Here is a 20,513-nt window from a genome sequence, read left to right as displayed (position 1 = left end):
GACGCAGCGGTCAGGCGACCTTCGTCGCGCACAGGATGGCCTGGACGGGGATGACGTCCGGCGGGATGTCGGCGGGGGCCTTGGTGATGGCCTTCGTCACCTTGAACCCGTTCTCCTCCAGCCAGCGCTGGTAGGTGGACAGCTTCTGCGGCCCGCCCTGCCCCATGGTGGCGCCGATGAAGAAGGCCGGGAAGAAGTCGACGTTGTAGTTGTCGGTGTCCTTGATGTCCTCGGGGTACACCGGCACCAGGATGTTGACCTGCCCGCCCGTCTCCAGCGTCTGGTTGACGCCTTCGAGGATCCGGAACACGTCGTCCTTGTCGAACATGTCCAGGAAGTGCTTGATCAGCACGACGTCGTAGCCCTTGGGTATCTCGTCGAAGACGTTGCCGCCGATGAAGGAGAGGTGCTCTTCCAGGCCGTGGGACCGGAAGTTCTCCAGTGCCTCGTTCTCCTTCTCCGGCAGGTCGAAGGTGGTCACCCGAAGCCCGGGGGAGGCCTTGTGCTCGTAGGTGTGGATCGCCCCGAGACCCGTGTTGCCGGCGAGGTCGAGCACCCGGGCGCCGGACGGGATGTCGATGTTGCCGAAGAACCAGGGGTCGATGTTCGCGGTGACCCGGTCCATCAGCGTCGACCAGGCCTCGCGCAGGTCCCTGTGCTCGGCGACGGCGTCGTACAGGGTGCCTTCGGCCCCGTAGAGCTCCTTCAGGCCGACGACCGTGCCGGTCCGCGCGCTCTCGGTGAGATGGAAGAGCTGCCGGAGCGCCGTGACCTTGATCAGGTTCATATAGGCGAGTGCCCGCCGCAGGTCGCTCTCGGCGACGTCCGCGAGCGCGTCGAGGGAGTAGCCCCCGGACTCCTCGTCGTAGGCGATGAAGCTCTCCTTGACCATCAGGAAGAGGAGCTGCTCCACGGCGTCCGGCTTGGCGCCGACGGCATCGCCGAGGTCGGCCGCGGTCAGACCCGGGGTGTCCCGCAGCCTGTCGACGATGCCGAGTTCGAAGACGGACAGCAGGCTCATGAACCTCGATGGCCCCACCATGTATTCGCGGAACCGCGCGAGTACGGCGTCTGACGTCATTTCAGTGATTCCTTTCCAGGTTGCGCCACGCCCGCGCACGACCTGGTGCGCGAGGGGACGTGGGCCGGGCGGTGGACTGGTCGGGTCGGGTGCGACGCGTCGCAGCCGGTACCTGCCGGGAGCTTCGGGCAGGCGGGAGGCCGCGACGGGCCCCCGGCGGTGAGCAGTGAGCAGTGAGCGGTGAGCGGTGGGTCAGGACCGCTGTCCGCGCCGGTCCTTGAACCGGTGGGACAGTTCGTTGCGCTGAACCTTCAGCGTGGCGGTCCGGGGCAGTTCGGCCTGCGGGATCTGGATCGGGTCGGCGAGCTGGGGGAAGTCGGCCACGGCCGCGCGCCAGCGGTCCCGGTCCAGCGGCTGGTCGTCGTGGGTGCAGATCACCGGGATCGGCTCGGAGTCGGGGCCCTGCACCACGACCAGCTCGCTGAGCTCGTCCAGCCGGCTCAGCACGGTGTCCTCGACCTCCAGGGAACTGCGCACCCCGGGAATCATGTCGACCTCACGGTCGAGCATGTGCAGGCAGCCGAACCGGGTGCGGTAGCCGACGTCGCCGGTACGCCACCAGTCGCCGTGCCGGTTGGTGGCGTACCGCTCCCCCTCGGCGAAGTAGGTCTTCGCCAGGCCGTCCCACGCGACCTCGATGAAACCCGGGTTCTTCTCGGACGGCCTCTCACCGTCCCTGCTCACCACGCGGACCTTGGCGGCTCCCATCGGCATCGCCCAGCCGACGCAGCGTCCGTTCGCCTTGTGGGCGGAGTCCCGGAAGTAGGCGCGGCCGACAGCCGGGCCGACTTCGCTCTGTCCGTAGATCTGGAAGAAGAAGGCACCGCGCCGGCGAGACGACTTGAGCAACTGGCTCATCGTCCTCGGGTGGATCGCGTCGAACGTACTGCTGAAGATCCTCACCGAGGAGAACGGCCGGCGCGGATCCTCGGTGAGCTTCTCCCACTCCATCAGCGAGTTGGGAAGCGCCTCGACGAATCCCGGCCGGTGCTCCAGGAACTGCTCGGCGACAGCCTCGGGATCCGACTCGTTGAGGAGCAGGGTCGGCATCTCCTTGATCAGTGCCAGGGTCATCGCCGCGACCATCCGCGAGTGCACGAAGGGGATGTGGATCGCGATGGTCTCCTTCTTCCGCATCAGGGAGAGGAGCCGCCACTGCGGTACGAGGCGGATTCCCTGGGTGCGGGGCGTGTGCACGACGAGTTTGGGGATTCCGGTGGTGCCGGAGGTGTGGGTGATCACGGCGGCCTCGTCGATCGGCCGGACCACCGGCTTGACCCGGGGTGCCCCGGCGAGCGCGGCGAGCGACCGCGCCCCCGGCCGCTCGCCGGCCACGATGATCACCCGCTTGGTGAGGTCCGCGAGCGGCACCTCGGCCAGTCCGTCGAGCTTGCGCTCGTCGGTGAGCAGGTTCGGCTGGTCCACCCGCTCGATCAGGGCGCCCACGGTCGCGGCGTCCAGGGCGGGCGACAGCAGCACGGGGACCGCTCCGATGCGGGACGCCGCGGCGGCGAGCATCCAGATGTCGGCGTTGGCGGTCTTGTGGACCACGATGTGCTCGTCGGGCCGTACGCCGGCCGCCCACAACCGGGCCGCCAGGTCGGCCACGGCCTCGGCGTACCGGGTCACCGTCAGGCGCCTTCCCATCTCGGGGAGGACGTCCAGGTCGTGATCGAGCATGAGCGGCGTCGACCCGTTGACGGCTGCGGCCATCTCCGGCAGCAAGCCGATGTGGAGACCGCGTTTCTGTATCGATTGGTAGACCGTGGAGCCCTTCATCGGGCTGTCTCCTTTGGGGTGTCGAGGGACATGGTGCCGTCGCGGGTGCGGGCACGAGAGGACTCGCCGGTCGGCGTCGGCCGGGGCCGTCGACGCGGGTGCGTCGCGCCGGGTCAGAAGGAGTACGGGCCGAAGCGTCCCCATGCCAAGGCGCCCGCCGTCACGGCCACGACCACGGCCCCCGCCGCGGCCCGTGTCTCGTGACGGCGGAGGTGCATGGCGGCCGCGCCGGACATCGTCAGCACCAGTGCCGTGGCGGCCGACGGCACCAGGACCGGGGCGATGTCCAGCACCGCCGGCAGGATCAGGCCCAGCCCGGCCAGCGCCTGCACGGCGCCGAAGGTTCTGACGGCGCCGGAGTCGAAGTCCTCCACCCAGTCGAAGCCCGAGGCGGCCAGCTTCTCCATGGGCTGGATCAGGATCTTGACGCCGCCGCCCAGGCAGATCACGCCCAGCACCGCCGCCACGATCCACAGTGCGATGTTCACGAGGGTTCTCCTTGCCGGGTGTCTACGGGGCTTCGCCGCACCAGGGCCACGGCGTCGCCGGCGCCGGGGACGGGCCGGCACCGTGCGGACGGCCCGCCTGGTCCCACCGCGGTGCCGCTGCGACGGCGGCCGACGGATCGACGGATCGACGGATCGCCTGTGAACGGATCGACGGCCGACGAGCGGCTTCCCCTACCGGGCGACGACGAGCGTGGCAGGAGGGGCGGAGTGGAAGGAGACGTCCTCGAAGCCGGCCTTGAGGAGCCAGTCGTGGTAGTCGCACCGCCGCCAGGTGCCGCCCTGCTTGCTCTTGAGCAGCATCTCCGCGGCGAAGATCAGCGGGAAGGCCGGACCACCGCGGTCGTCGTCGACGACGTAGTCGCAGATCACCAGAGCCCCACCGGGCCTGAGCGCCTGCCGGAGCCGGGCGAGGACCGCGATGTTGTTCTCCGGCCCTTCCTGGTGGGCGATGTGCGAGTACAGCGCGACGTCGTACTGCGCGGTGCCGAAGTCGGTGGTGTGGAAGTCCCCGTCGACGCTGGTGAACCGGTCGGCCACGCCCCGCTCCACCAACAGTCGGCGGGCGATCGCGTTGATCGGCGCCCAGTCCAGCTGGGTGGCGCGGGCCTGCGGGTTGGCCTCCAGCCAGACGGCCGAGTAGATGCCCGAACCGCCTCCCACGTCGAGGATGGAGATCGGCCCCGCGCCGGCCAGACCGAGCACCTCGGCGGCGAGCGTCGCGGCGGGGACCGACTGTGCGGCGATCGCCGGGACGACCTCCTCCCAGTGCGGGTTGTCGGCCACCTCGGTCGTCGGGTCCGTCACCGGTCCGCCGGCCCGGACCACGTCCGGCAGGGCGACCAGGCCGCCCATGTGCTTCAGCTTGAGCTGGGCGAAACTGGTCAGGGAGGCGGGCTTGCCCTCCACCAGGTAGGCGGACGCCTCGGGACCGTTGCGGTACCGGCCCTCGTGCAGCTGGACCAGGCCCACACCGACGAGCCCGTCGAGAAGGGTCTGCGTGCCCCGCTCGGAGATCTCGGCGCGGGCGGCCAGCTTCGCGGCCGTGTCCGCCCCGTTCTCGAGGTGGGTGAACAGCGAGTGGGCGGACGCGGCGCCGATGACGCCGGTGGCCCAGTAGCCGTTGATCAGCCGCAGGACCCCGTCCGGTGCCGGCTGGTTGTTCGTCATGCGGCCCCTCCCAGGGTCCGGGTGGAGGTCGAGTGGGACCGGACCGCCCCGCGCAGAGCGTCCACGACCCGCTCGACCTGGTTCGTGGTGAGTTCCGCGTGCATGGGTACGGCGAGATTCCGTTGGAACAGGTCCGCTGAAACCGGGCAGGTGTGCTCCGACTTGAACACGGGTTGGACGTGCGTGGCCCAGGTGCCGTGTCCGCAGCCGATGCCCTGGCCGCGCAGCTCGGCGGCGACCGCCGCGCGGTCCACGCTCCGGTCCAGCGTCACCACGTAGGACTGCCAGGCGTGGGTACGGTCCTCCGGTACGAACGGCACGGTCAGGAGTTCCTCGTCGGCGAGCAGTCCGGTGTAGTGCGCGGCGACGGTGTTCCGGCGTGCCAGCAGCTCGTCGATCCGGCCGAGCTGCACCTGGAGGATCGCCGCGGCGATGTCGGACAGCTTGAAGTTGTAGCCGACCTCGGTGAACTCCGGGATCGGCAGGCCGACGACCTTCGACTGGTCGAAGATGCTCCCGATCCCGAAGGACGAACGGAGCCTCGCGTCCGCCGCGATCGCCGGGTCGGCGGCCAGGAGGGCCCCGCCCTCACCGCTCGTGGCGCCCTTGCGCCCGTGGAAGGACAGACAGGCCACCTCCGCCAGCGAGCCCGCCTCACGTCCCTGGTAGGTGGCGCCCACCGCGCAGGCGGCGTCCTCGATCAGGAACAGACCATGGCGGTCGGCGATCGCCTGCAACTGCGTGTAGTCCGCGGGCAGGCCGACCGTGTCGACCGCGATCACCCCCACGGTCCGCGGGCCGACCAGGTCCGCGACCGCCTGCGGGTCCACGGTGCCGGTGTCGGGGCGCACGTCGGCGAAGACGGGGACCGCGTCGACGTATCGCACCGCGTGGGCGGGCGCGGGGAACGTGTAGTCGGCGACGATCACCTCGTCACCCGGCTTGACGCCGAGCGCCAGCAGGGCCAGATGGAGGGCTGCGCCGCAGTTGCTCACCGCGACCGCGCCGTCCACCCCGTAACGCCGGGCCAGTTGGGCCTCCAGCGCCTTGCCCCGCGGACCCTGACCCGCGGGCCAGCCGGAGGCGAACACCTCGGCGACGGCCGCCAGTTCCCGCTCACCCAGGCTCGCGTGCACCAGGGGAATCGATTCCATCGTGGTCACCTCCTGTCAGACCGCGGGTTCGGTGGTCGACTCGGCGTCGAGGAGGGTGGGCGGCGCGTAGATCAGCGGCGTGATCTGGCTGACGTCGTAGCGCCGGCGCATCCGCTCGACGGCCTCCGGGTCCACCGAGGTGCCGGCCGACCAGATCTCCGCTATCTCCTCGAAGTAGAGCTCGTGATCGGGCGACGGGGAGCTGTGGAACAGCATCCGGGCCGGCTTGTCCGTCGCGTTCCGGAACGCGTGCGGCGTCCCCGGGGGTACGAACATGCAGGCGCCCTCGCCCGCCCGGACCACGCGGTCTCCGCCGGGGGACTCCCAGTCGTGCCAGCTCTCCCGGGTGCGCGTGGTCGGCTCGAACGCCAGAAGATCGAGCTCGCCCTCCAGTACGTAGAAGAACTCCTCGGAATGGCTGTGCACATGCGCCCCGACGTCGAAGCCGGGCGGCACGACCACTTCGAAGACCGATACGGAGGAGCCCTGCGCGGCGGTGGCCTTGAAGGTCACTTCCTGTGCCTTGGTGATCAGCTTTCGCCCCTGGCCGGGCGGAAGGATGAGGCCGGTCATGTGATGCGTTTCCTTTGTCCGTACGAGAGCCGACTCAGGGGGTGCGCACTGCGCCCGGTGGGCCTCAACCGAGGTTCCCCGGTGTGGCGCCGCCCCATCTGCCCAGTGCCATCTCGGCGGTGATGCCCGGACCGAAACCCGCGATCAGACCGGTCGCGCCGGGCATCGGGGTCTCTTCCTCGAACAGCCTCATCGCCGCGTCGAGTACGACGGCGCTGGCGATGTTGCCGTATTCGGTCAGGGTCGCCCAGCTGTGCCGGAACACCTTGCGGTCGACGTCGAGGAATTTGGCGAGATCGTTCAGGATCCGGGGACCGCCGGCGTGGACGATGTAGAAGTCGAGGTTGCCGGCGTCCCAGCCGTGATCGGCGGCGAACGCGCGCAGCACGGGGGCCAGCGGTTCCATCGTCCCCGGCACCCGGCGGTCGAGCTGGAAGTGGAAGCCGGTGTCTCGGACGGCGTAGGAGATCCAGTCCTCGGTGTCCGGGATGAGATAGGAGGAGTTGCGCTCCAGTTCGATACCCGTTCCACCGTTGCCCCGCACCACGGCGGCGGCCACCGCGTCACCGAACAGCCCGTCGGACAACAACGAACCGATGTCGTCCTCGTCGGGCTGATAGCACAGGGAGCACAGCTCGCACGAGACGATCAGGACGTTGCTCCCGGGGTGCGCCACACAGAAGTCATGGGCTCGATTGATCGCCGCCCCGCCCGCCGCGCACCCGAGCTGGGCGATGGGTATCTGCCGGGTGTCCGACCGGAATCCCATGCGGTTGATCAGCCACGCGGTCAGCGACGGCATCAGGAACCCGGTGCACGACACATAGATGATGGCGTCGATGTCCCGTACCGTCACCTCGGCGTTCGCCAGGGCCTGTTCGATGACCGGGGGGCACCGCTTCTTCGATTCGAGCTCGTAGATGCGGTTGCGTTCCGTCAGACCCGGGTGGAGGAGGGTCTTCTCGATGGGCTGAACGATGTGGCGCTTTCGCACCCCCGTGTTCCGGATCAGGCGCAACGCCAAGGGAAGCTGCGGTTTTCCCGCGTGGACCCTCGTAGCGAATTCAAGAGTCTCTTCCGCTGTGATGACATACTCCGGCACACTCACCGAGGGCTTGCATAGCCTTGGCATATCGGAATCCGCTTTCTCTAGGTCTTCCTGCCCGGTCAGGCGACGGCAAGGGCAGCCGCGACGGCGCGCGTGCGCACGTGGTGGTCGGCGCCGGTACGGGGCGGCGGCCCCCGGCGGGGTTACGGCGCGGTACCGCGGTGATGGTGCGGTACCGCGGTGATGGTGCGGTCGACGGCCGCCCGTGGATGGCTCTTCCGACGATGGGCACGGCGTGTACCGGGCCGGGCCGGGAGCGGGTCGTTCCGAGCGGTGCCGGCGGGAGCTCAGCCGGTCAGCCCGTCTTCGTCGCGCACAGGACGGCCCGCGTGATGATGGCGTCCGCCGGTACGTCGGAGGGATCCTTGGTGATCACCTCTGTGAGCTCGAACCCGCGCTCCTCCAGCCAGCTTCCGTACGTGGAAACCTTCTGGGCCCCGCCCTTTCCGACGGCGCAACCGAGGATGAAGGACGGGAAGAAGTCGGCCTGGTAGTCGTCAGGGTCCTTGATGTCCTCGGGGTACACGGGGGCCAGGATGATGAGTTTTCCACCGACGTCCAGCGCCCTGTTGGCACCGTCGAGGATCTTGAGCACCTCGTCCTTGTCGAAGATGTCCAAGAAGTGCTTGATCATCACCACGTCGAAACCCTTGGGAACGTCTTCGAGGACGTCACCGCCGATGAACGAGCAGCGATCCTCCATGCCGTGCGCCCTGAAGGTCTGCAGGCACTGCTCTTCCATCTCGGGCCTGTCGAAGGTCGTCACATGAAGCCCCGGTGACGCCTTCAGCTGGTGCGTCATGACCGCCCCGAGGCCGTTGCCCCCGAGAACGTCGAGCACCCGCGCGCCGGACGGTATGTCGATGTTCCCGAAGAACCAGGGATACACACTGGCCGTCTCGATTCCCGCCAACCTCAGCCAGGACTCACGCAGCTCCGCGCGCTCGGCCAAGGCGCGGAAAAGGGTTCCCTCGAAGTCGTAGAACTTCTGCAGACCGACGACCGTCCCGGCCCGCACGCTGTCGGTGAGATGGAACATCTGCCTCAACATGACCACTTTGATCATGTCCATGAAAGCGAGCATCCGCTGGAGGTCAGCCTCGGCGACACCCGCGAGCGCGTCGAGGGAGTAGACACCGGAACCCTCGTCGTACGCGACGAAGCCCTCCTTGACGAGCAGTTGCAGGAGTTGTTCGACGGCATCCGCCTTCACACCGACAGCGTCGCCGAGCCGGGACGCGGTCAGGCCGGGCGCGTTCTCCCGCAACTCATCGATGATGCCGAGCTCGAAACAGGACAGCAGGTTCATAAAACGCGTGGGGCCCACCATGTACTCGCGAAATCGGGCGAGGGTGGCGTCTGATGTCATTGCACTGATCCCTTCGAGTCACTTCTCCGCACCGCCGCGACGCACCAGGTGGCAAATACACCTACCTTCGCGCGGGGGAATTCGACACCCTTTACGGCGGTCAACAGGAATTCGGGCCGACGGGGCAGGGAAAACCCCGACCGACTTGGCGATCAGTTATGGTGGCGCCCCTTTCCCGTATTCCGTGTGACCCGAGTATCGTCCAAGGGGCTTGACTAAGACTGTTCATCGGCTTGGCACCGGCTTGGCGACTGCCTGTCGCCCACTCCCCAGTCCACCGCCGAGCCGCCGTACGCGTCGACGGGCTTCCGGCGCCGGGCAGACCCACCTATGCGGTTCGGCCTCTGAGCCGCATAGGCTCGTACACATGTCCCTGCAGAGCCTCGCCCTGATCGAGAACTGGCCGGTCCCCACCGCCGCCGCGGCCGTCGTACGGGCCGACGGCACCGTCCTCGGTGCCCGCGGCCCGCTCGGGCACCGGTTCCCGCTGGCCTCGGTGACCAAGCCGCTCGCCGCGTACGCCGTGCTCGTCGCGTACGAGGAGGGGGCGGTCGAGCTGGACGAGCCGGCGGGGCCCACGGGGTCGACCGTGCGGCATCTGCTGGCGCACACCTCCGGGCTGGCCTTCGACGAGCACCGGGTGACGGCGGCCCCCGGGGAGCGGCGGCTGTACTCCAACGCCGGGTTCGAGGCGCTCGGGGACCATGTGGCCAAGGCGACGGACATCCCGTTCGCGGAGTACCTGCGGCAGGCGGTCCTCGAACCGTTGGGGATGACCGCCACCACCCTCGACGGCTCCCCGGCCAAGGACGGCGTCTCGACCGTCGACGACCTCGCGCGGTTCGCCGCCGAGGTGCAGGCGCCCCGGCTCCTCGATCCACGTACGGTCGCGGAGGCGATGACCGTGCAGTACCCGGGCACCAAGGGTGTGCTGCCGGGCTACGGGCACCAGAACCCCAACGACTGGGGGCTCGGTTTCGAGATCCGGGACTCCAAGTCACCGCACTGGACGGGCACTTCGTCGTCGTCGAGGACCTTCGGGCACTTCGGGCAGTCGGGGACCTTCCTGTGGATCGACCCCGTCGCCGGTGTGGCCTGCGCGGCACTGACCGATCGGGCGTTCGGGCCGTGGGCGATCGAGGCGTGGACGCCGTTCACGGATGCGGTACTCGCCGAACTCGGACGGTGACAGCGCCCTCTTGAAGGGCGGTTGATCCGTTCGGATACCCTCCCCCTGCACACACGCCACAGCAGAACAGAAGCAGGGCCTCGGGGGAGACGATGGGCGAGGTACGACCGGGCGGGCAGTTCCGTCCGCTGGACGACAGCGACCCGAAGACGGTGGCGAGTTACCGGCTCGCGGCCCGGCTCGGCTCGGGCGGCATGGGCACCGTGTATCTGTCGTACACGCCCGGCGGGCACCCCATCGCCCTCAAGACGATCCGGACGGAATTGAGCGAGGACCCCGAGTTCCGCCGCAGGTTCCGCCAGGAGGTGCAGGCCGCCCAGCGCGTACAGGGTTTGTACACGGCGCCGGTCATCGACTACGACACCGAGGGCGACCAGCCGTGGCTGGCCACCGCCTACGTACCGGGTCCGTCGCTGCACACGGCGGTCGCCGAACACGGCTCGCTGCCGGCCTCCTCGGTCCTGCTGCTGCTCGCGGGCGTGGCCGAGGCGCTGAAGGTGATCCACACGGCGGGCATCGTCCACCGCGACCTGAAGCCCTCCAACGTGCTGCTCGCCACCGACGGCCCCCGTGTCATCGACTTCGGCATCGCCCGCGCCGCCGACGCCACCGCCCTGACCGGCACCGGTGTCTCCATCGGCACCCCGGCGTTCATGTCGCCGGAGCAGGCGGCCGGGAAGCCGATCACGCCCGCGTCGGACGTGTTCGCGCTGGGTCAGGTGGCGGCGTACGCGGGGCGCGGAAGCGGCGCGTACGGCGACGGGCCCTCGCACGCCGTGCTGTACCGGATCGTCCACGAGGAGCCGGATCTGACCGGCCTCCCGGACCGACTCGCCTTCATCGCGCGCTGCCTGGCCAAGGCCCCCGAGGACCGGCCCTCGCCCGAAGAGGTCATCGCCCTGTGCCAGGAGGCCTCGCCCACCCCGCTGTTGCAGTCCGGCTCCTGGCTGCCGGACGCGATCGGCGCCGACATCACCCGGCGGGTCTCGGCGTCGGCGGAGCTGCTGGCCGCGCGGAACAAGGCGGCGGAGGCACCGACCGCGGCACCCGCGCCCGTCCCGCCCACCGCCCCGGTGACCCGACCGGACGTCCAGGCCGCCGCCGTACCGCCGGTGCACGCGGCCCCGACCATGTTCTCCGGGCACGCCGGTCCGGCGACCCCGCCCGCACCTCAGCCCACCCCGTACGTCGCACAGCCGAACATGACGTACCACCCGCAGTTGGGCCCGCACCCCGTGCCGGCCGGCTACCAGGCGCCCTACCCCCAACCGCCGCACACCTTGCACCCGCAGCACCAGCCGCGCCCGCTTCCCGTCAAGCCGCGCAGAAGCGTGGGCAGTTGGATCGGGATCGGCATCGCAGTGGTGATGTGCCTGGTGTGGCTCAGCAGCTGCGCGTCCTTCCTCAAGGAGTTCGGAGACTCCTCAGACAGCTCCTCCGGCGGCGGTTCCAGCAGTTCCTCACCGCGGCCGGACCCGAAGCCGGTGACGTACAAGGGCATCAGCATCCCGCTCGACTACTACGTCCGGTTCGCGGACTCGCCTCCGAAACCGATCCACGACTACACCCCGTATGACAACAGCGACGCCGACTTCTACTACGACAGCCTCCACGGAAACGCGGTAGCCAGCCAGAGCGACAAGGTCGTCCTGCTGAACAACGCCCAACAGGGCTCGCTGAAGACCTGCCGTGAGGAAACCCGGTACGCCGACGAGATCTTGCTCTCCCAGCTCTCCCGGGGCACCCAGCTCTGCGTGCACAGCTCCGGCCACATCGCGCTGGTCACTTTCCGGGGCACCGGCCCGGAGAACGACCCCAGTGACTACGTCACCGTGGACGTCACGATCTGGCGCAACGCGGAGGAGCCGGACAGCGACAACTGAGCCGTCTCACTCGGCCAGTTCCCAGACCAGCACCTCGACCGGCGCCGAGACGGCAACCAGATCCAGCGCCTTCTCCCCCTCGGCCCGCACAGAGTCCCCCGGCCCCAGCTCATGCGGCCCGACCCGCACCGCACCCCGCACGACGTGCAGATACGCCCGCGCCGCGTCCGGCACGGCCGTCCGCTCCCCCGCCGTCCCCAGCCGCCGCACATGCAGCATGGCGCCGGCTTCGGGGACGGCGTACGGGGTGGGGTCGGCGATGCCGCGGACGATGTCGTACGCGGGGTCGCCGCCCGGATCCCGCGGGGCCAGCCACATCTGGACGAAGGTCAGCGGCTCGGAGCCGTCGTTGCGCTCCACGTGCCGCACGCCGCCCGCCGAGCTCAGCCGCTGGACGTCACCGGGGCGGACGACCGTCTCGTGGCCGGTGGTGTCACGGTGGGTCAGCTCGCCCTCGACGACCCAGGTGACGATCTCGGTGTGACTGTGCGGATGCTCGTCGAAACCGGCGCCCGGCACCAGTCGCTCCTCGTTGCAGGCGATCACCGCGCCGAACCGCAGGTTGTCCGGGTCGTAGTGCGGCCCGAAGGAGAAGGCGTGCCGGGACTCGATGCCGACCGCGGGGTCACCGCCGGGATAGCGCGCGTCGGCGCGCCGTACGTCCATCACGCACCCAAGGTATCCCCGGCCCCCGCCCTCCGGCCCGCGCACCCTCCGGCGCGAGCCGGCGCAGCGATAAGGCAGTCTTGTCCCGTGCCCGAACCCGAAACCAGCAAATCCGAACCCGCACCGTACGTCCACGCGCACGCCGGGACGTTGAGGCGGCTGGAGAAGTCGTCCGGAAGCCTCGCCGCGCAGGCCATCGCGCGGATGGACGAGACGCTGCCCTGGTACCGGGCGATGCCGCCCGAGAACCGGTCGTGGATCGGATTGGTCGCCCAGGCCGGTATCGCCGCGTTCACAGAATGGTTCCGGCACCCGGACGCCCCGCAGGCCATCTCCACGGACGTCTTCGGGACCGCACCGCGTGAACTGACCCGGGCGATCACGCTCCGGCAGACCGTGGAGATGGTGCGCACGACCATCGAGGTCATGGAGTCCGCCATCGACGAGGTGGCCGCGCCCGGCGACGAGAGCGTGCTGCGCGAGGCGCTGCTCGTCTACGCGCGGGAGATCGCCTTCGCCACCGCGCAGGTCTACGCGCAGGCCGCCGAGGCACGCGGCGCCTGGGACGCCCGTCTGGAGTCCCTGGTCGTCAACGCGGTGCTCAGCGGCGAGGCCGACGAGGGGGCCGTGAGCAGGGCCGCCGCGCTCGGCTGGAACTCCCCCGAGCACGTCTGTGTGGTCCTCGGCACCGCCCCCGACGGCGACAGCGAGCTGACCGTGGAGGCCATCCGGCGCGCGGCCCGGCACGCCAAGCTCCAGGTACTCACGGGTGTGCTGGGCGACCGGCTGGTCGTGATCGCCGGTGGCAGCGACGACCCGTTGCAGGTGGCGAAGTCGCTGATCGGGCCGTATGCGGCGGGTCCGGTGGTGGCCGGACCGATCGTGCCCGACCTGCTGGCCGCGACCCGGTCCGCGCAGGCGGCGGCGGCCGGACTCAAGGCCTGCTCGGCGTGGCAGGACGCACCCCGGCCCGTTCTGGCGGACGATCTCCTTCCGGAGCGCGCGATCGCCGGAGACCCCAGCGCGCGTGAGCAACTGGTGGAGGAGATCTACAGACCGCTGGAGGAGGCCGGCTCAGCGCTCCTGGAGACACTCAGCGTCTATCTCGAACAAGCCTCAAGTCTGGAGGGCGCGGCGCGGATGCTGTTCGTCCACCCCAACACCGTGCGCTACCGGCTTCGACGTGTGACTGACGTCACCGGCTGGTCGCCCTCCGACGTACGCTCGGCCTTCACCTTGCGGATCGCGCTGATCCTGGGGCGTCTGGTGGATGGGGATCCGCAGCTCTAGTGTTTTGTCGGAGGGCTACAAAACCCCTCCGTGTTCTTCGTCCCTGTCCTCACGGGCGGCTGGAGCCGTCCCCAAGAGAGAGTGTGAGAGTGCTCGTACTCGTCGCTCCCGGCCAGGGCGCCCAGACGCCCGGCTTCCTGACTCCTTGGCTCGACCTCCCCGGTGCCGCCGACCGCCTCGGCGCGTGGTCGGACGCCATCGGGCTGGACCTCGCCCACTACGGCACCGAGGCCGACGCCGACGCGATCCGTGACACCGCCGTGGCCCAGCCGCTGCTCGTGGCGGCCGGACTGCTGTCCGCCGCCGCCCTGGGAGACGTCGTCCCCGGCGCGGTCGCCGGGCACAGTGTCGGCGAGATCACCGCCGCCGCGTTCGCCGGTGTCCTCGACGACACGGCCGCGCTGACCCTCGTCCGCAAGCGCGGCCTGGCCATGGCCGAGGCCGCCGCGATCACCGGGACCGGGATGTCCGCGCTGCTCGGCGGCGACCCCGAGGTGACGATCCCGCATCTGGAGAAGCTGGGGCTGACCCCGGCGAACGTGAACGGCGCGGGCCAGGTCGTCGCCGCCGGCACCCTGGAGCAGCTGGCCGCCCTGGACGCGGACAAGCCCGAGGGCGTACGGCGCGTCGTCGCCCTGAAGGTCGCCGGCGCCTTCCACACGCATCACATGGCTCCCGCCGTCGACAGCCTCGCCAAGGCCGCCGAGGAACTGGCACCCGGGGACCCGAAGCTCACCTACGTCTCGAACAAGGACGGGCAGGCCGTCGCCACCGGCGCCGAGGTGCTCTCCCGTCTGGTCGGTCAGGTCGCCAACCCGGTCCGCTGGGACCTGTGCATGGAGACCTTCAGGGAGCTGGGGGTGACCGGGCTCGTCGAGGTGTGCCCCGGCGGCACGCTCACCGGTCTCGCCAAGCGCGCGCTGCCGGGCGTGGCCACGGTGGCGCTCAAGACACCCGACGACCTCGACGCCGCTCGCGCGCTCATCGCCGAGCACCAGAACTAGGAGCCCGGGAGCTATGTCGAAGATCAGGCCGAGCAAGGGCGCCCCGTACGCACGCATCCTCGGCGTGGGCGGCTACCGTCCGGTTCGCGTGGTGCCCAACGACGTGATCCTGGAGAAGATCGACTCCTCCGACGAGTGGATCCGCTCCCGTTCCGGTATCGAGACCCGGCACTGGGCGAACGACGAGGAGACCGTCGCCGCCATGTCGATCGAGGCGTCCGGCAAGGCGATCGCCGACGCCGGGATCGCCGCCGAGCAGATCGGCGCCGTCGTCGTCTCGACCGTCTCGCACTTCAGCCAGACCCCGGCCGTCGCCACCGAGATCGCCGACAAGCTGGGCACCGCCAAGGCCGCCGCCTTCGACATCTCGGCCGGCTGCGCGGGCTTCGGCTACGGGCTGACCCTCGCCAAGGGCATGGTGGTCGAGGGCTCGGCGGAGTACGTCCTCGTCATCGGTGTCGAGCGGCTGTCCGACCTGACCGACCTGGAGGACCGGGCCACGGCCTTCCTCTTCGGTGACGGCGCCGGCGCGGTCGTCGTCGGGCCCTCCCAGGAGCCGCACATCGGCCCGACGGTGTGGGGCTCCGAGGGCGACAAGGCCGGAACGATCAAGCAGACGGTGCCGTGGAACGAGTTCCGGATCGGAGACGTCGACCAGCTCCCGCTGGACAGCGAGGGCAACGTCAAGTTCCCCGCGATCACGCAGGAGGGCCAGGCGGTGTTCCGCTGGGCCGTGTTCGAGATGGCGAAGGTCGCTCAGCAGGCGCTGGACGCGGCCGGGATCAGCTCGGACGACCTGGACGTCTTCATTCCCCACCAGGCCAACGAGCGGATCATCGACTCGATGGTGAAGACACTCAAGCTGCCGGAGCACGTCACGGTCGCGCGTGACGTGCGCACCACCGGCAACACCTCGGCCGCCTCGATCCCGCTCGCGATGGAGCGGCTCCTGGCGACCGGCGAGGCGAAGAGCGGCGACACCGCGCTCGTCATCGGCTTCGGGGCGGGTCTCGTGTACGCCGCGACGGTCGTTACCCTCCCCTAGGCACCCGCGTCGGATCTTGCGGTCCGGCGCGGGAACAGCACAACCTGCCGCTGACGCGGCGGGCCGCCAACCCTCTGGAAACTACGAAGGAGCGCCTGACATGGCCGCCACCCAGGAAGAGATCGTCGCCGGTCTCGCCGACATCGTGAACGAGATCGCCGGCATCCCGGTCGAGGACGTCCAGCTGGACAAGTCCTTCACCGACGACCTGGACGTCGACTCGCTGTCCATGGTCGAGGTCGTCGTCGCCGCCGAAGAGCGCTTCGACGTCAAGATCCCGGACGACGATGTCAAGAACCTCAAGACGGTCGGCGACGCGACCGACTACATCCTCAAGCACCAGGCCTGATCCGGCGGATCGGGCCCGGCCCGATCCCAGGACCAGTCCGTTGCCCCGCCACCCGGCGGTGGCGCCGCTGAATCCTCGTAAACGTTGGAGAACATTCCCGTGAGCTCGACCAATCGCACCGTGGTCGTCACCGGTATCGGCGCAACCACACCGCTGGGTGGCGACGCGACTTCCACCTGGGAGGGACTGGTCGCCGGCAAGTCCGGTGTCGGTCCCCTGGAACAGGAGTGGGCCGCCGACCAGGCGGTCCGCATCGCCGCGCAGATCGCCGTGGAACCCACCGAGGTCATCCCCCGGCCGCAGGCCCGCCGCCTCGACCGCTCGGCGCAGTTCGCGCTGATCGCGGCCAAGGAGGCGTGGGCGGACGCCGGTTACACGGAGACCTCCGCCGACGACGGCACCGTCGACGCGGACCGTGTCGGTGCGGTCATCGCCTCCGGCATCGGCGGTGTGACGACCCTGCTCGACCAGTACGACGTGCTGAAGGAGAAGGGCGTACGCCGTGTCTCCCCGCACACCGTGCCGATGCTGATGCCCAACGGGCCGTCGGCGAACGTCGGTCTGTACGTCGGCGCGCGCGCCGGTGTGCACACCCCGGTCTCCGCCTGCGCGTCGGGCGCCGAGGCCATCGGCTACGCCATCGAGATGATCCGTACCGGCCGCGCCGACGTCGTGATCGCCGGTGGCACCGAGGCCGCCATCCACCCGCTGCCGATCGCCGCGTTCGGCAACATGATGGCGATGTCCAAGAACAACGAGGACCCGCAGGGCGCGTCCCGTCCGTACGACACCGGCCGTGACGGCTTCGTCCTCGGCGAGGGTGCCGGTGTCGTCGTCCTGGAGTCGGCGGAGCACGCGGCGGCGCGGGGTGCCCGGGTCTACGCCGAGGCCGTGGGCCAGGGCATCTCCGCCGACGGCCACGACATCGTGCAGCCGGAGCCGGAGGGGCGGGGGATCGCCCACGCCCTGCAGAACCTGATGGACCGCACCGACCTGGACCCGGCGGAGATCGTGCACGTCAACGCGCACGGGACGTCGACGCCGGCCGGTGACATCGCGGAGCTGAAGGCGCTGCGGAAGGTGTTCGGTGACGACACCGACCACTTCGCGGTGTCCGCGACGAAGTCGATGACCGGGCATCTGCTCGGTGGGGCCGGCGGGGTGGAGACCGTGGCGACGGTGCTCGCGCTGTACCACCGGGTGGCTCCGCCGACGATCAATGTGAACGACCTCGATCCCGAGGCGGAGGCCAACGCGGACATCGTCCGCGGGGAGGCTCGCAAGCTGCCGGTCGAGGGCCGCATCGCCGCCCTCAACGACTCCTTCGGGTTCGGTGGGCACAACGTGGTGCTGGCGTTCCGGACGGTTTGATCTCTGCTGCCGTGAACGGCGAGTGGCCCGCACCCCGGGTTGGGGGCGGGCCACTCGCCGTTTGTCGTGCGTTGTCGGCCGGGTGCGGGTCGGCGGGGCTTCTCGCGCCCACGCGGCGGAGCCGCATATCGACACAGCCCCACGCCCCTGAAAGCCAGAACCCGCAGGCCCCGGCGCCTGGAAGGGCGCCGTCACACCACCTGGTGGAGCCAGCGGACCGGGGCGCCCTCCCCCGCGTAGCGGAAGGGTTCCAACTCGTCGTCCCAGGGCTTGCCCAGGAGCTTGGAGAGGTCGGCCTCCAGGTCGGTCTCGCCTCGTTGGCTGCGGAGCAGGGCCGCGCGGAGGCGGTCCTCGGGGATGAGGATGTCGCCGTGAATGCCGGTGACGGCGTGGAAGATGCCCAGTTCGGGGGTGCAGCTGTAGCGCTCGCCCTCGGCGGTGGCGCAGGGCTCGGCGGTGACCTCGAAGCGGAGGAGGTGCCAGCCCCTCAGCGCGGACGCGAGCTTGGAGGCGGTGCCGGCCTGGCCCTGCCAGGAGAACTCGGAGCGCCAGGTGCCCGGTGCGGCCGGCTGCCGGATCCAGTCGAGGTTCACGCGCGTCCCGAGAACCCCGGCTACGGCCCACTCGACGTGCGGGCACAGCGCACGCGGCGCGGAGTGCACGTACAGGACTCCACGTGTCGTCACCGGGGCCTCCACAGAGCAGCGCATCTTGTCATTTGATGGAACGGCAGTGGCAGAGCGGCCACGTGGCGAGGCTACCGTGCGGCGGGACGAGGGGTTGACGTACCGTCGGAGCCGGCGCCAGGAACAACTCGGGTTTCACCCGGTGGGACGCCTGTGCGGACCCAACAGTTGCAACCTCGGTCACATCGGCCCCCTGCATTCCTGATTCGGGAACCCTCGTGCGTTGTCATGGGTGGGAACTTGCACATGACGACCGACGAGGGGAACCGAGGGATGCGGAAGCGACGGCACCGTCCGAGGGCGGTGTTCGGCGGCGCCCTGGCGGCGGTCCTGCTGGCCGTGACCGGCTGTGACGCCACCGGGGGCGACTCCCCCGGCCCCGAGGGGACGGGGAAGCGGGCCGGGGCCTCCGCGTCGCCCTCCCCCACCCCCGCCTGGGACAGCACCCCCGAGTCGCTGGTCGCCGTCGGCGACTCCATCACGCGTGGCTTCGACGCGTGCAAGGTGCTGTCCGACTGCCCCGAGGTGTCCTGGGCGACCGGCGGTGACGCCTCGGTCGACAGTCTCGCCGTACGGCTGCTGGGCGCGTCCGGGGCGGCTCGGCACAGCTGGAACTACGCGGTGACGGGGGCCCGGATGGCCGATCTGCCGAGCCAGGTGGCGCGGGCGGTGAGCCGTAGGCCGGAGCTGGTCACGGTGATGATCGGCGCGAACGACGCGTGCCGGGCGACCACTGCGGCGATGACCCCGGTGGCCGACTTCCGCGCCGACTTCGAGGACGCGATGGAGACGCTGCGGGACACCCTGCCCAAGGCGCAGGTCTTCGTGGCGAGCGTGCCCGATCTGAAGCGGCTGTGGTCCGAGGGTCGTACGAGTCCCGTCGGCAAGCAGGTCTGGAAGCTGGGCATCTGCCCGTCCATGCTGGCCGACCCCGACCTCCTCACCGCGGCGGCCACCGAGCGTCGGGACACCGTGCAGGACCGGGTGAAGGCGTACAACGACGTCCTGCGCGAGGTGTGCGAGAAGGACCGCCACTGCCGTTACGACGGAGACGCCGTCTTCGACTACCGCTTCGGGCAGGCCCAGCTCAGCCAGTGGGACTGGTTCCACCCGAGTGTGAACGGGCAGGCACGGCTGGCGGAGATCGCCTACCGGATCATCAGCGCGAAGGAGTGGAAGGAGTCGTGACCTGGGGTTCTGCCGTGGCCTAGGGTTTCGCTCATGAGCGAACACTTCGGCGCACTTCCCGACGGCACGGCTGTTCATCGTTGGACGCTGGAGCGGGGCGGTACCCGGGTGCGGATCCTGACGTACGGCGGAATCGTGCAGTCGGTCGAGGTGCCCGACCGGGAGGGGCGGGCGGCGGACGTGGTGCTGGGGTTCGCGGACCTCGACGGGTACCTCCGGAATCCGGGGCCGTTCTTCGGGGCCCTCATCGGCCGGTACGCCAACCGGATCGCCAAGGGGCGGTTCACCCTCGACGGGCACGAGTACGAGCTGGAGTGCAACAACCCGCCGAACTCGCTGCACGGGGGCGCCTTCGGCTACGACAAACGGATGTGGGACGCGGAGGCCGTCGGCGGTGGGGCCGGCGTACGGCTGTCGCGGGTGAGTCCGGACGGGGAGGAGGGCTTCCCCGGGCGGCTGGAGGTCTCCGCGACATACACGCTGGAGGGGGACGGGAGCGCGCTGCGGATCGCGTACGAGGCGGTCACGGACGCGCCGACCGTCGTGAACCTCACGAACCACTCCTACTGGAACCTGGCGGGGGCGTCCTCCGGGAGTGCCGGTGGGCATGAGCTGCGGATCGACGCGTCGCGGGTGACGCCGGTGGACGCGGACCTGATCCCGACGGGTGAGCTGGCGGAGGTGGCGGGGACGCGGTTCGACTTCCGGGTGGCGCGGAAGGTGGGGAGTGGGTACGACCACAACTTCGTGCTGGACAAGGGGGTCACGGAGGGAGCCGAGGTGGTGGCCGAGCTGTGGGAGCCGGGGTCGGGGCGGGCGTTGAGCGTGGCGACCACCGAGCCGGGGATGCAGCTGTACACGGCGGATCATCTGGAGGGACCCTTCGGGCCCGGGGACGGCATCGCGTTGGAGACGCAGCGGTTTCCGGATACGCCCAACCGGCCGCGGTTTCCCAGTGCGGTGTTGCGGCCGGGCGGCGTGTACCGGTCGGAGACCGTTTATGGATTCGGGGTGCGTTAGACGTCGACCGCGGGCCCGGTGGCGGGTGGTCGCGCCCACGCGGCGGAGCCGCACATGTCACAGCCCCGCGCCCCCAACCCCT

Annotated in this window: 19 protein-coding genes; 9 read left to right on the top strand and 10 right to left on the bottom strand. The window is 70.0% G+C overall.

The genetic code is table 11. The annotated features are described in order from the left end of the window. Positions 1–10 precede the first annotated feature (10 nt). The 8 genes from ACFY9I_RS17630 to ACFY9I_RS17595 all read right to left on the bottom strand — a co-directional run bounded on the left by ACFY9I_RS17630 (position 11) and on the right by ACFY9I_RS17595 (position 8,740). Complete coding sequence (locus ACFY9I_RS17630) at positions 11–1,081, bottom strand: methyltransferase (RefSeq protein ID WP_391002492.1); 1,071 nt, start codon at positions 1,079–1,081, stop codon at positions 11–13. Between the two features lie 192 nt (positions 1,082–1,273). Continuing rightward, positions 1,274–2,860: an AMP-binding protein gene (locus tag ACFY9I_RS17625; RefSeq protein ID WP_391002490.1), complete on the bottom strand. Its 1,587-nt coding sequence runs from the start codon at positions 2,858–2,860 to the stop codon at positions 1,274–1,276. 113 nt (positions 2,861–2,973) lie between these two features. After that, entirely contained in the window at positions 2,974–3,348 is a 375-nt protein-coding gene (locus ACFY9I_RS17620) for a DoxX family protein (RefSeq protein WP_391002488.1), read from the bottom strand. Between the two features lie 192 nt (positions 3,349–3,540). Further along, positions 3,541–4,536 carry a methyltransferase gene (locus ACFY9I_RS17615; protein WP_391002486.1) on the bottom strand — a complete coding sequence of 332 codons (996 nt, stop codon included), beginning with the start codon at positions 4,534–4,536 and terminating at the stop codon, positions 3,541–3,543. Then, entirely contained in the window at positions 4,533–5,690 is a 1,158-nt protein-coding gene (locus ACFY9I_RS17610; protein WP_391002484.1) for an aminotransferase class I/II-fold pyridoxal phosphate-dependent enzyme, read from the bottom strand. The genes ACFY9I_RS17615 and ACFY9I_RS17610 overlap by 4 nt, the downstream gene beginning before the upstream one ends. A 15-nt stretch (positions 5,691–5,705) precedes the next feature. Further along, positions 5,706–6,263, bottom strand: a complete 558-nt coding sequence (locus ACFY9I_RS17605; protein WP_391002482.1) for a cupin domain-containing protein — start codon at positions 6,261–6,263, stop codon at positions 5,706–5,708. A gap of 64 nt (positions 6,264–6,327) precedes the next feature. Beyond that, positions 6,328–7,395 carry a 3-oxoacyl-[acyl-carrier-protein] synthase III C-terminal domain-containing protein gene (locus tag ACFY9I_RS17600; RefSeq protein WP_391002480.1) on the bottom strand — a complete coding sequence of 356 codons (1,068 nt, stop codon included), beginning with the start codon at positions 7,393–7,395 and terminating at the stop codon, positions 6,328–6,330. Between the two features lie 271 nt (positions 7,396–7,666). Next, the gene (locus ACFY9I_RS17595) at positions 7,667–8,740 is read right to left on the bottom strand and encodes a methyltransferase (protein ID WP_391002478.1); all 1,074 of its coding nucleotides are present in this window, start codon (positions 8,738–8,740) and stop codon (positions 7,667–7,669) included. A 367-nt stretch (positions 8,741–9,107) separates the two neighbouring features. On the opposite strand from ACFY9I_RS17595, the gene ACFY9I_RS17590 reads away from it, so the two are divergent. Further along, complete coding sequence (locus tag ACFY9I_RS17590) at positions 9,108–9,929, top strand: serine hydrolase (protein ID WP_391002477.1); 822 nt, start codon at positions 9,108–9,110, stop codon at positions 9,927–9,929. A gap of 92 nt (positions 9,930–10,021) precedes the next feature. Next, positions 10,022–11,812, top strand: a complete 1,791-nt coding sequence (locus tag ACFY9I_RS17585) for a protein kinase (RefSeq protein ID WP_391002475.1) — start codon at positions 10,022–10,024, stop codon at positions 11,810–11,812. Positions 11,813–11,818: 6 nt separating this feature from the next. Here ACFY9I_RS17585 and ACFY9I_RS17580 read toward each other — a convergent pair whose 3' ends face one another. Continuing rightward, positions 11,819–12,478 carry a pirin family protein gene (locus ACFY9I_RS17580; protein ID WP_391002717.1) on the bottom strand — a complete coding sequence of 220 codons (660 nt, stop codon included), beginning with the start codon at positions 12,476–12,478 and terminating at the stop codon, positions 11,819–11,821. An 87-nt stretch (positions 12,479–12,565) separates the two neighbouring features. Between ACFY9I_RS17580 and fasR the strand changes: the two genes are divergently transcribed. The 5 genes from fasR to ACFY9I_RS17555 all read left to right on the top strand — a co-directional run bounded on the left by fasR (position 12,566) and on the right by ACFY9I_RS17555 (position 17,537). Further along, positions 12,566–13,768, top strand: coding sequence for a fatty acid biosynthesis transcriptional regulator FasR (gene fasR, locus ACFY9I_RS17575; RefSeq protein WP_391002474.1), 1,203 nt, complete (start codon positions 12,566–12,568; stop codon positions 13,766–13,768). 89 nt (positions 13,769–13,857) lie between these two features. Continuing rightward, a complete protein-coding gene (locus ACFY9I_RS17570) occupies positions 13,858–14,772 on the top strand; it encodes an acyltransferase domain-containing protein (protein ID WP_391002472.1) in 915 nt (304 codons plus the stop codon). Between the two features lie 13 nt (positions 14,773–14,785). Continuing rightward, positions 14,786–15,817: a beta-ketoacyl-ACP synthase 3 gene (locus ACFY9I_RS17565; RefSeq protein WP_391002470.1), complete on the top strand. Its 1,032-nt coding sequence runs from the start codon at positions 14,786–14,788 to the stop codon at positions 15,815–15,817. Between the two features lie 100 nt (positions 15,818–15,917). Beyond that, on the top strand, positions 15,918–16,166 hold the full coding sequence (locus tag ACFY9I_RS17560) for an acyl carrier protein (RefSeq protein ID WP_007381745.1): 249 nt from the start codon (positions 15,918–15,920) through the stop codon (positions 16,164–16,166). Positions 16,167–16,265: 99 nt separating this feature from the next. Beyond that, on the top strand, positions 16,266–17,537 hold the full coding sequence (locus ACFY9I_RS17555; protein WP_391002468.1) for a beta-ketoacyl-ACP synthase II: 1,272 nt from the start codon (positions 16,266–16,268) through the stop codon (positions 17,535–17,537). Between the two features lie 191 nt (positions 17,538–17,728). Here ACFY9I_RS17555 and ACFY9I_RS17550 read toward each other — a convergent pair whose 3' ends face one another. Further along, positions 17,729–18,223 (bottom strand): DUF3145 family protein, encoded by a 495-nt coding sequence (locus ACFY9I_RS17550; RefSeq protein ID WP_391002466.1) that lies wholly within the window; start codon positions 18,221–18,223, stop codon positions 17,729–17,731. Between the two features lie 273 nt (positions 18,224–18,496). On the opposite strand from ACFY9I_RS17550, the gene ACFY9I_RS17545 reads away from it, so the two are divergent. Together ACFY9I_RS17545 and ACFY9I_RS17540 are read left to right on the top strand one after the other, a co-directional pair. Continuing rightward, entirely contained in the window at positions 18,497–19,411 is a 915-nt protein-coding gene (locus ACFY9I_RS17545) for an SGNH/GDSL hydrolase family protein (protein ID WP_391002715.1), read from the top strand. A 33-nt stretch (positions 19,412–19,444) separates the two neighbouring features. After that, on the top strand, positions 19,445–20,431 hold the full coding sequence (locus ACFY9I_RS17540) for a galactose-1-epimerase (RefSeq protein ID WP_391002464.1): 987 nt from the start codon (positions 19,445–19,447) through the stop codon (positions 20,429–20,431). Positions 20,432–20,513 lie beyond the last annotated feature (82 nt).

Origin of the sequence: Streptomyces sp. NPDC012510, from assembly GCF_042955065.1 — a bacterium.
Classification (GTDB): Bacteria; Actinomycetota; Actinomycetes; order Streptomycetales; family Streptomycetaceae; genus Streptomyces.
This window is presented reverse-complemented; position numbering and strand designations above follow the sequence as displayed.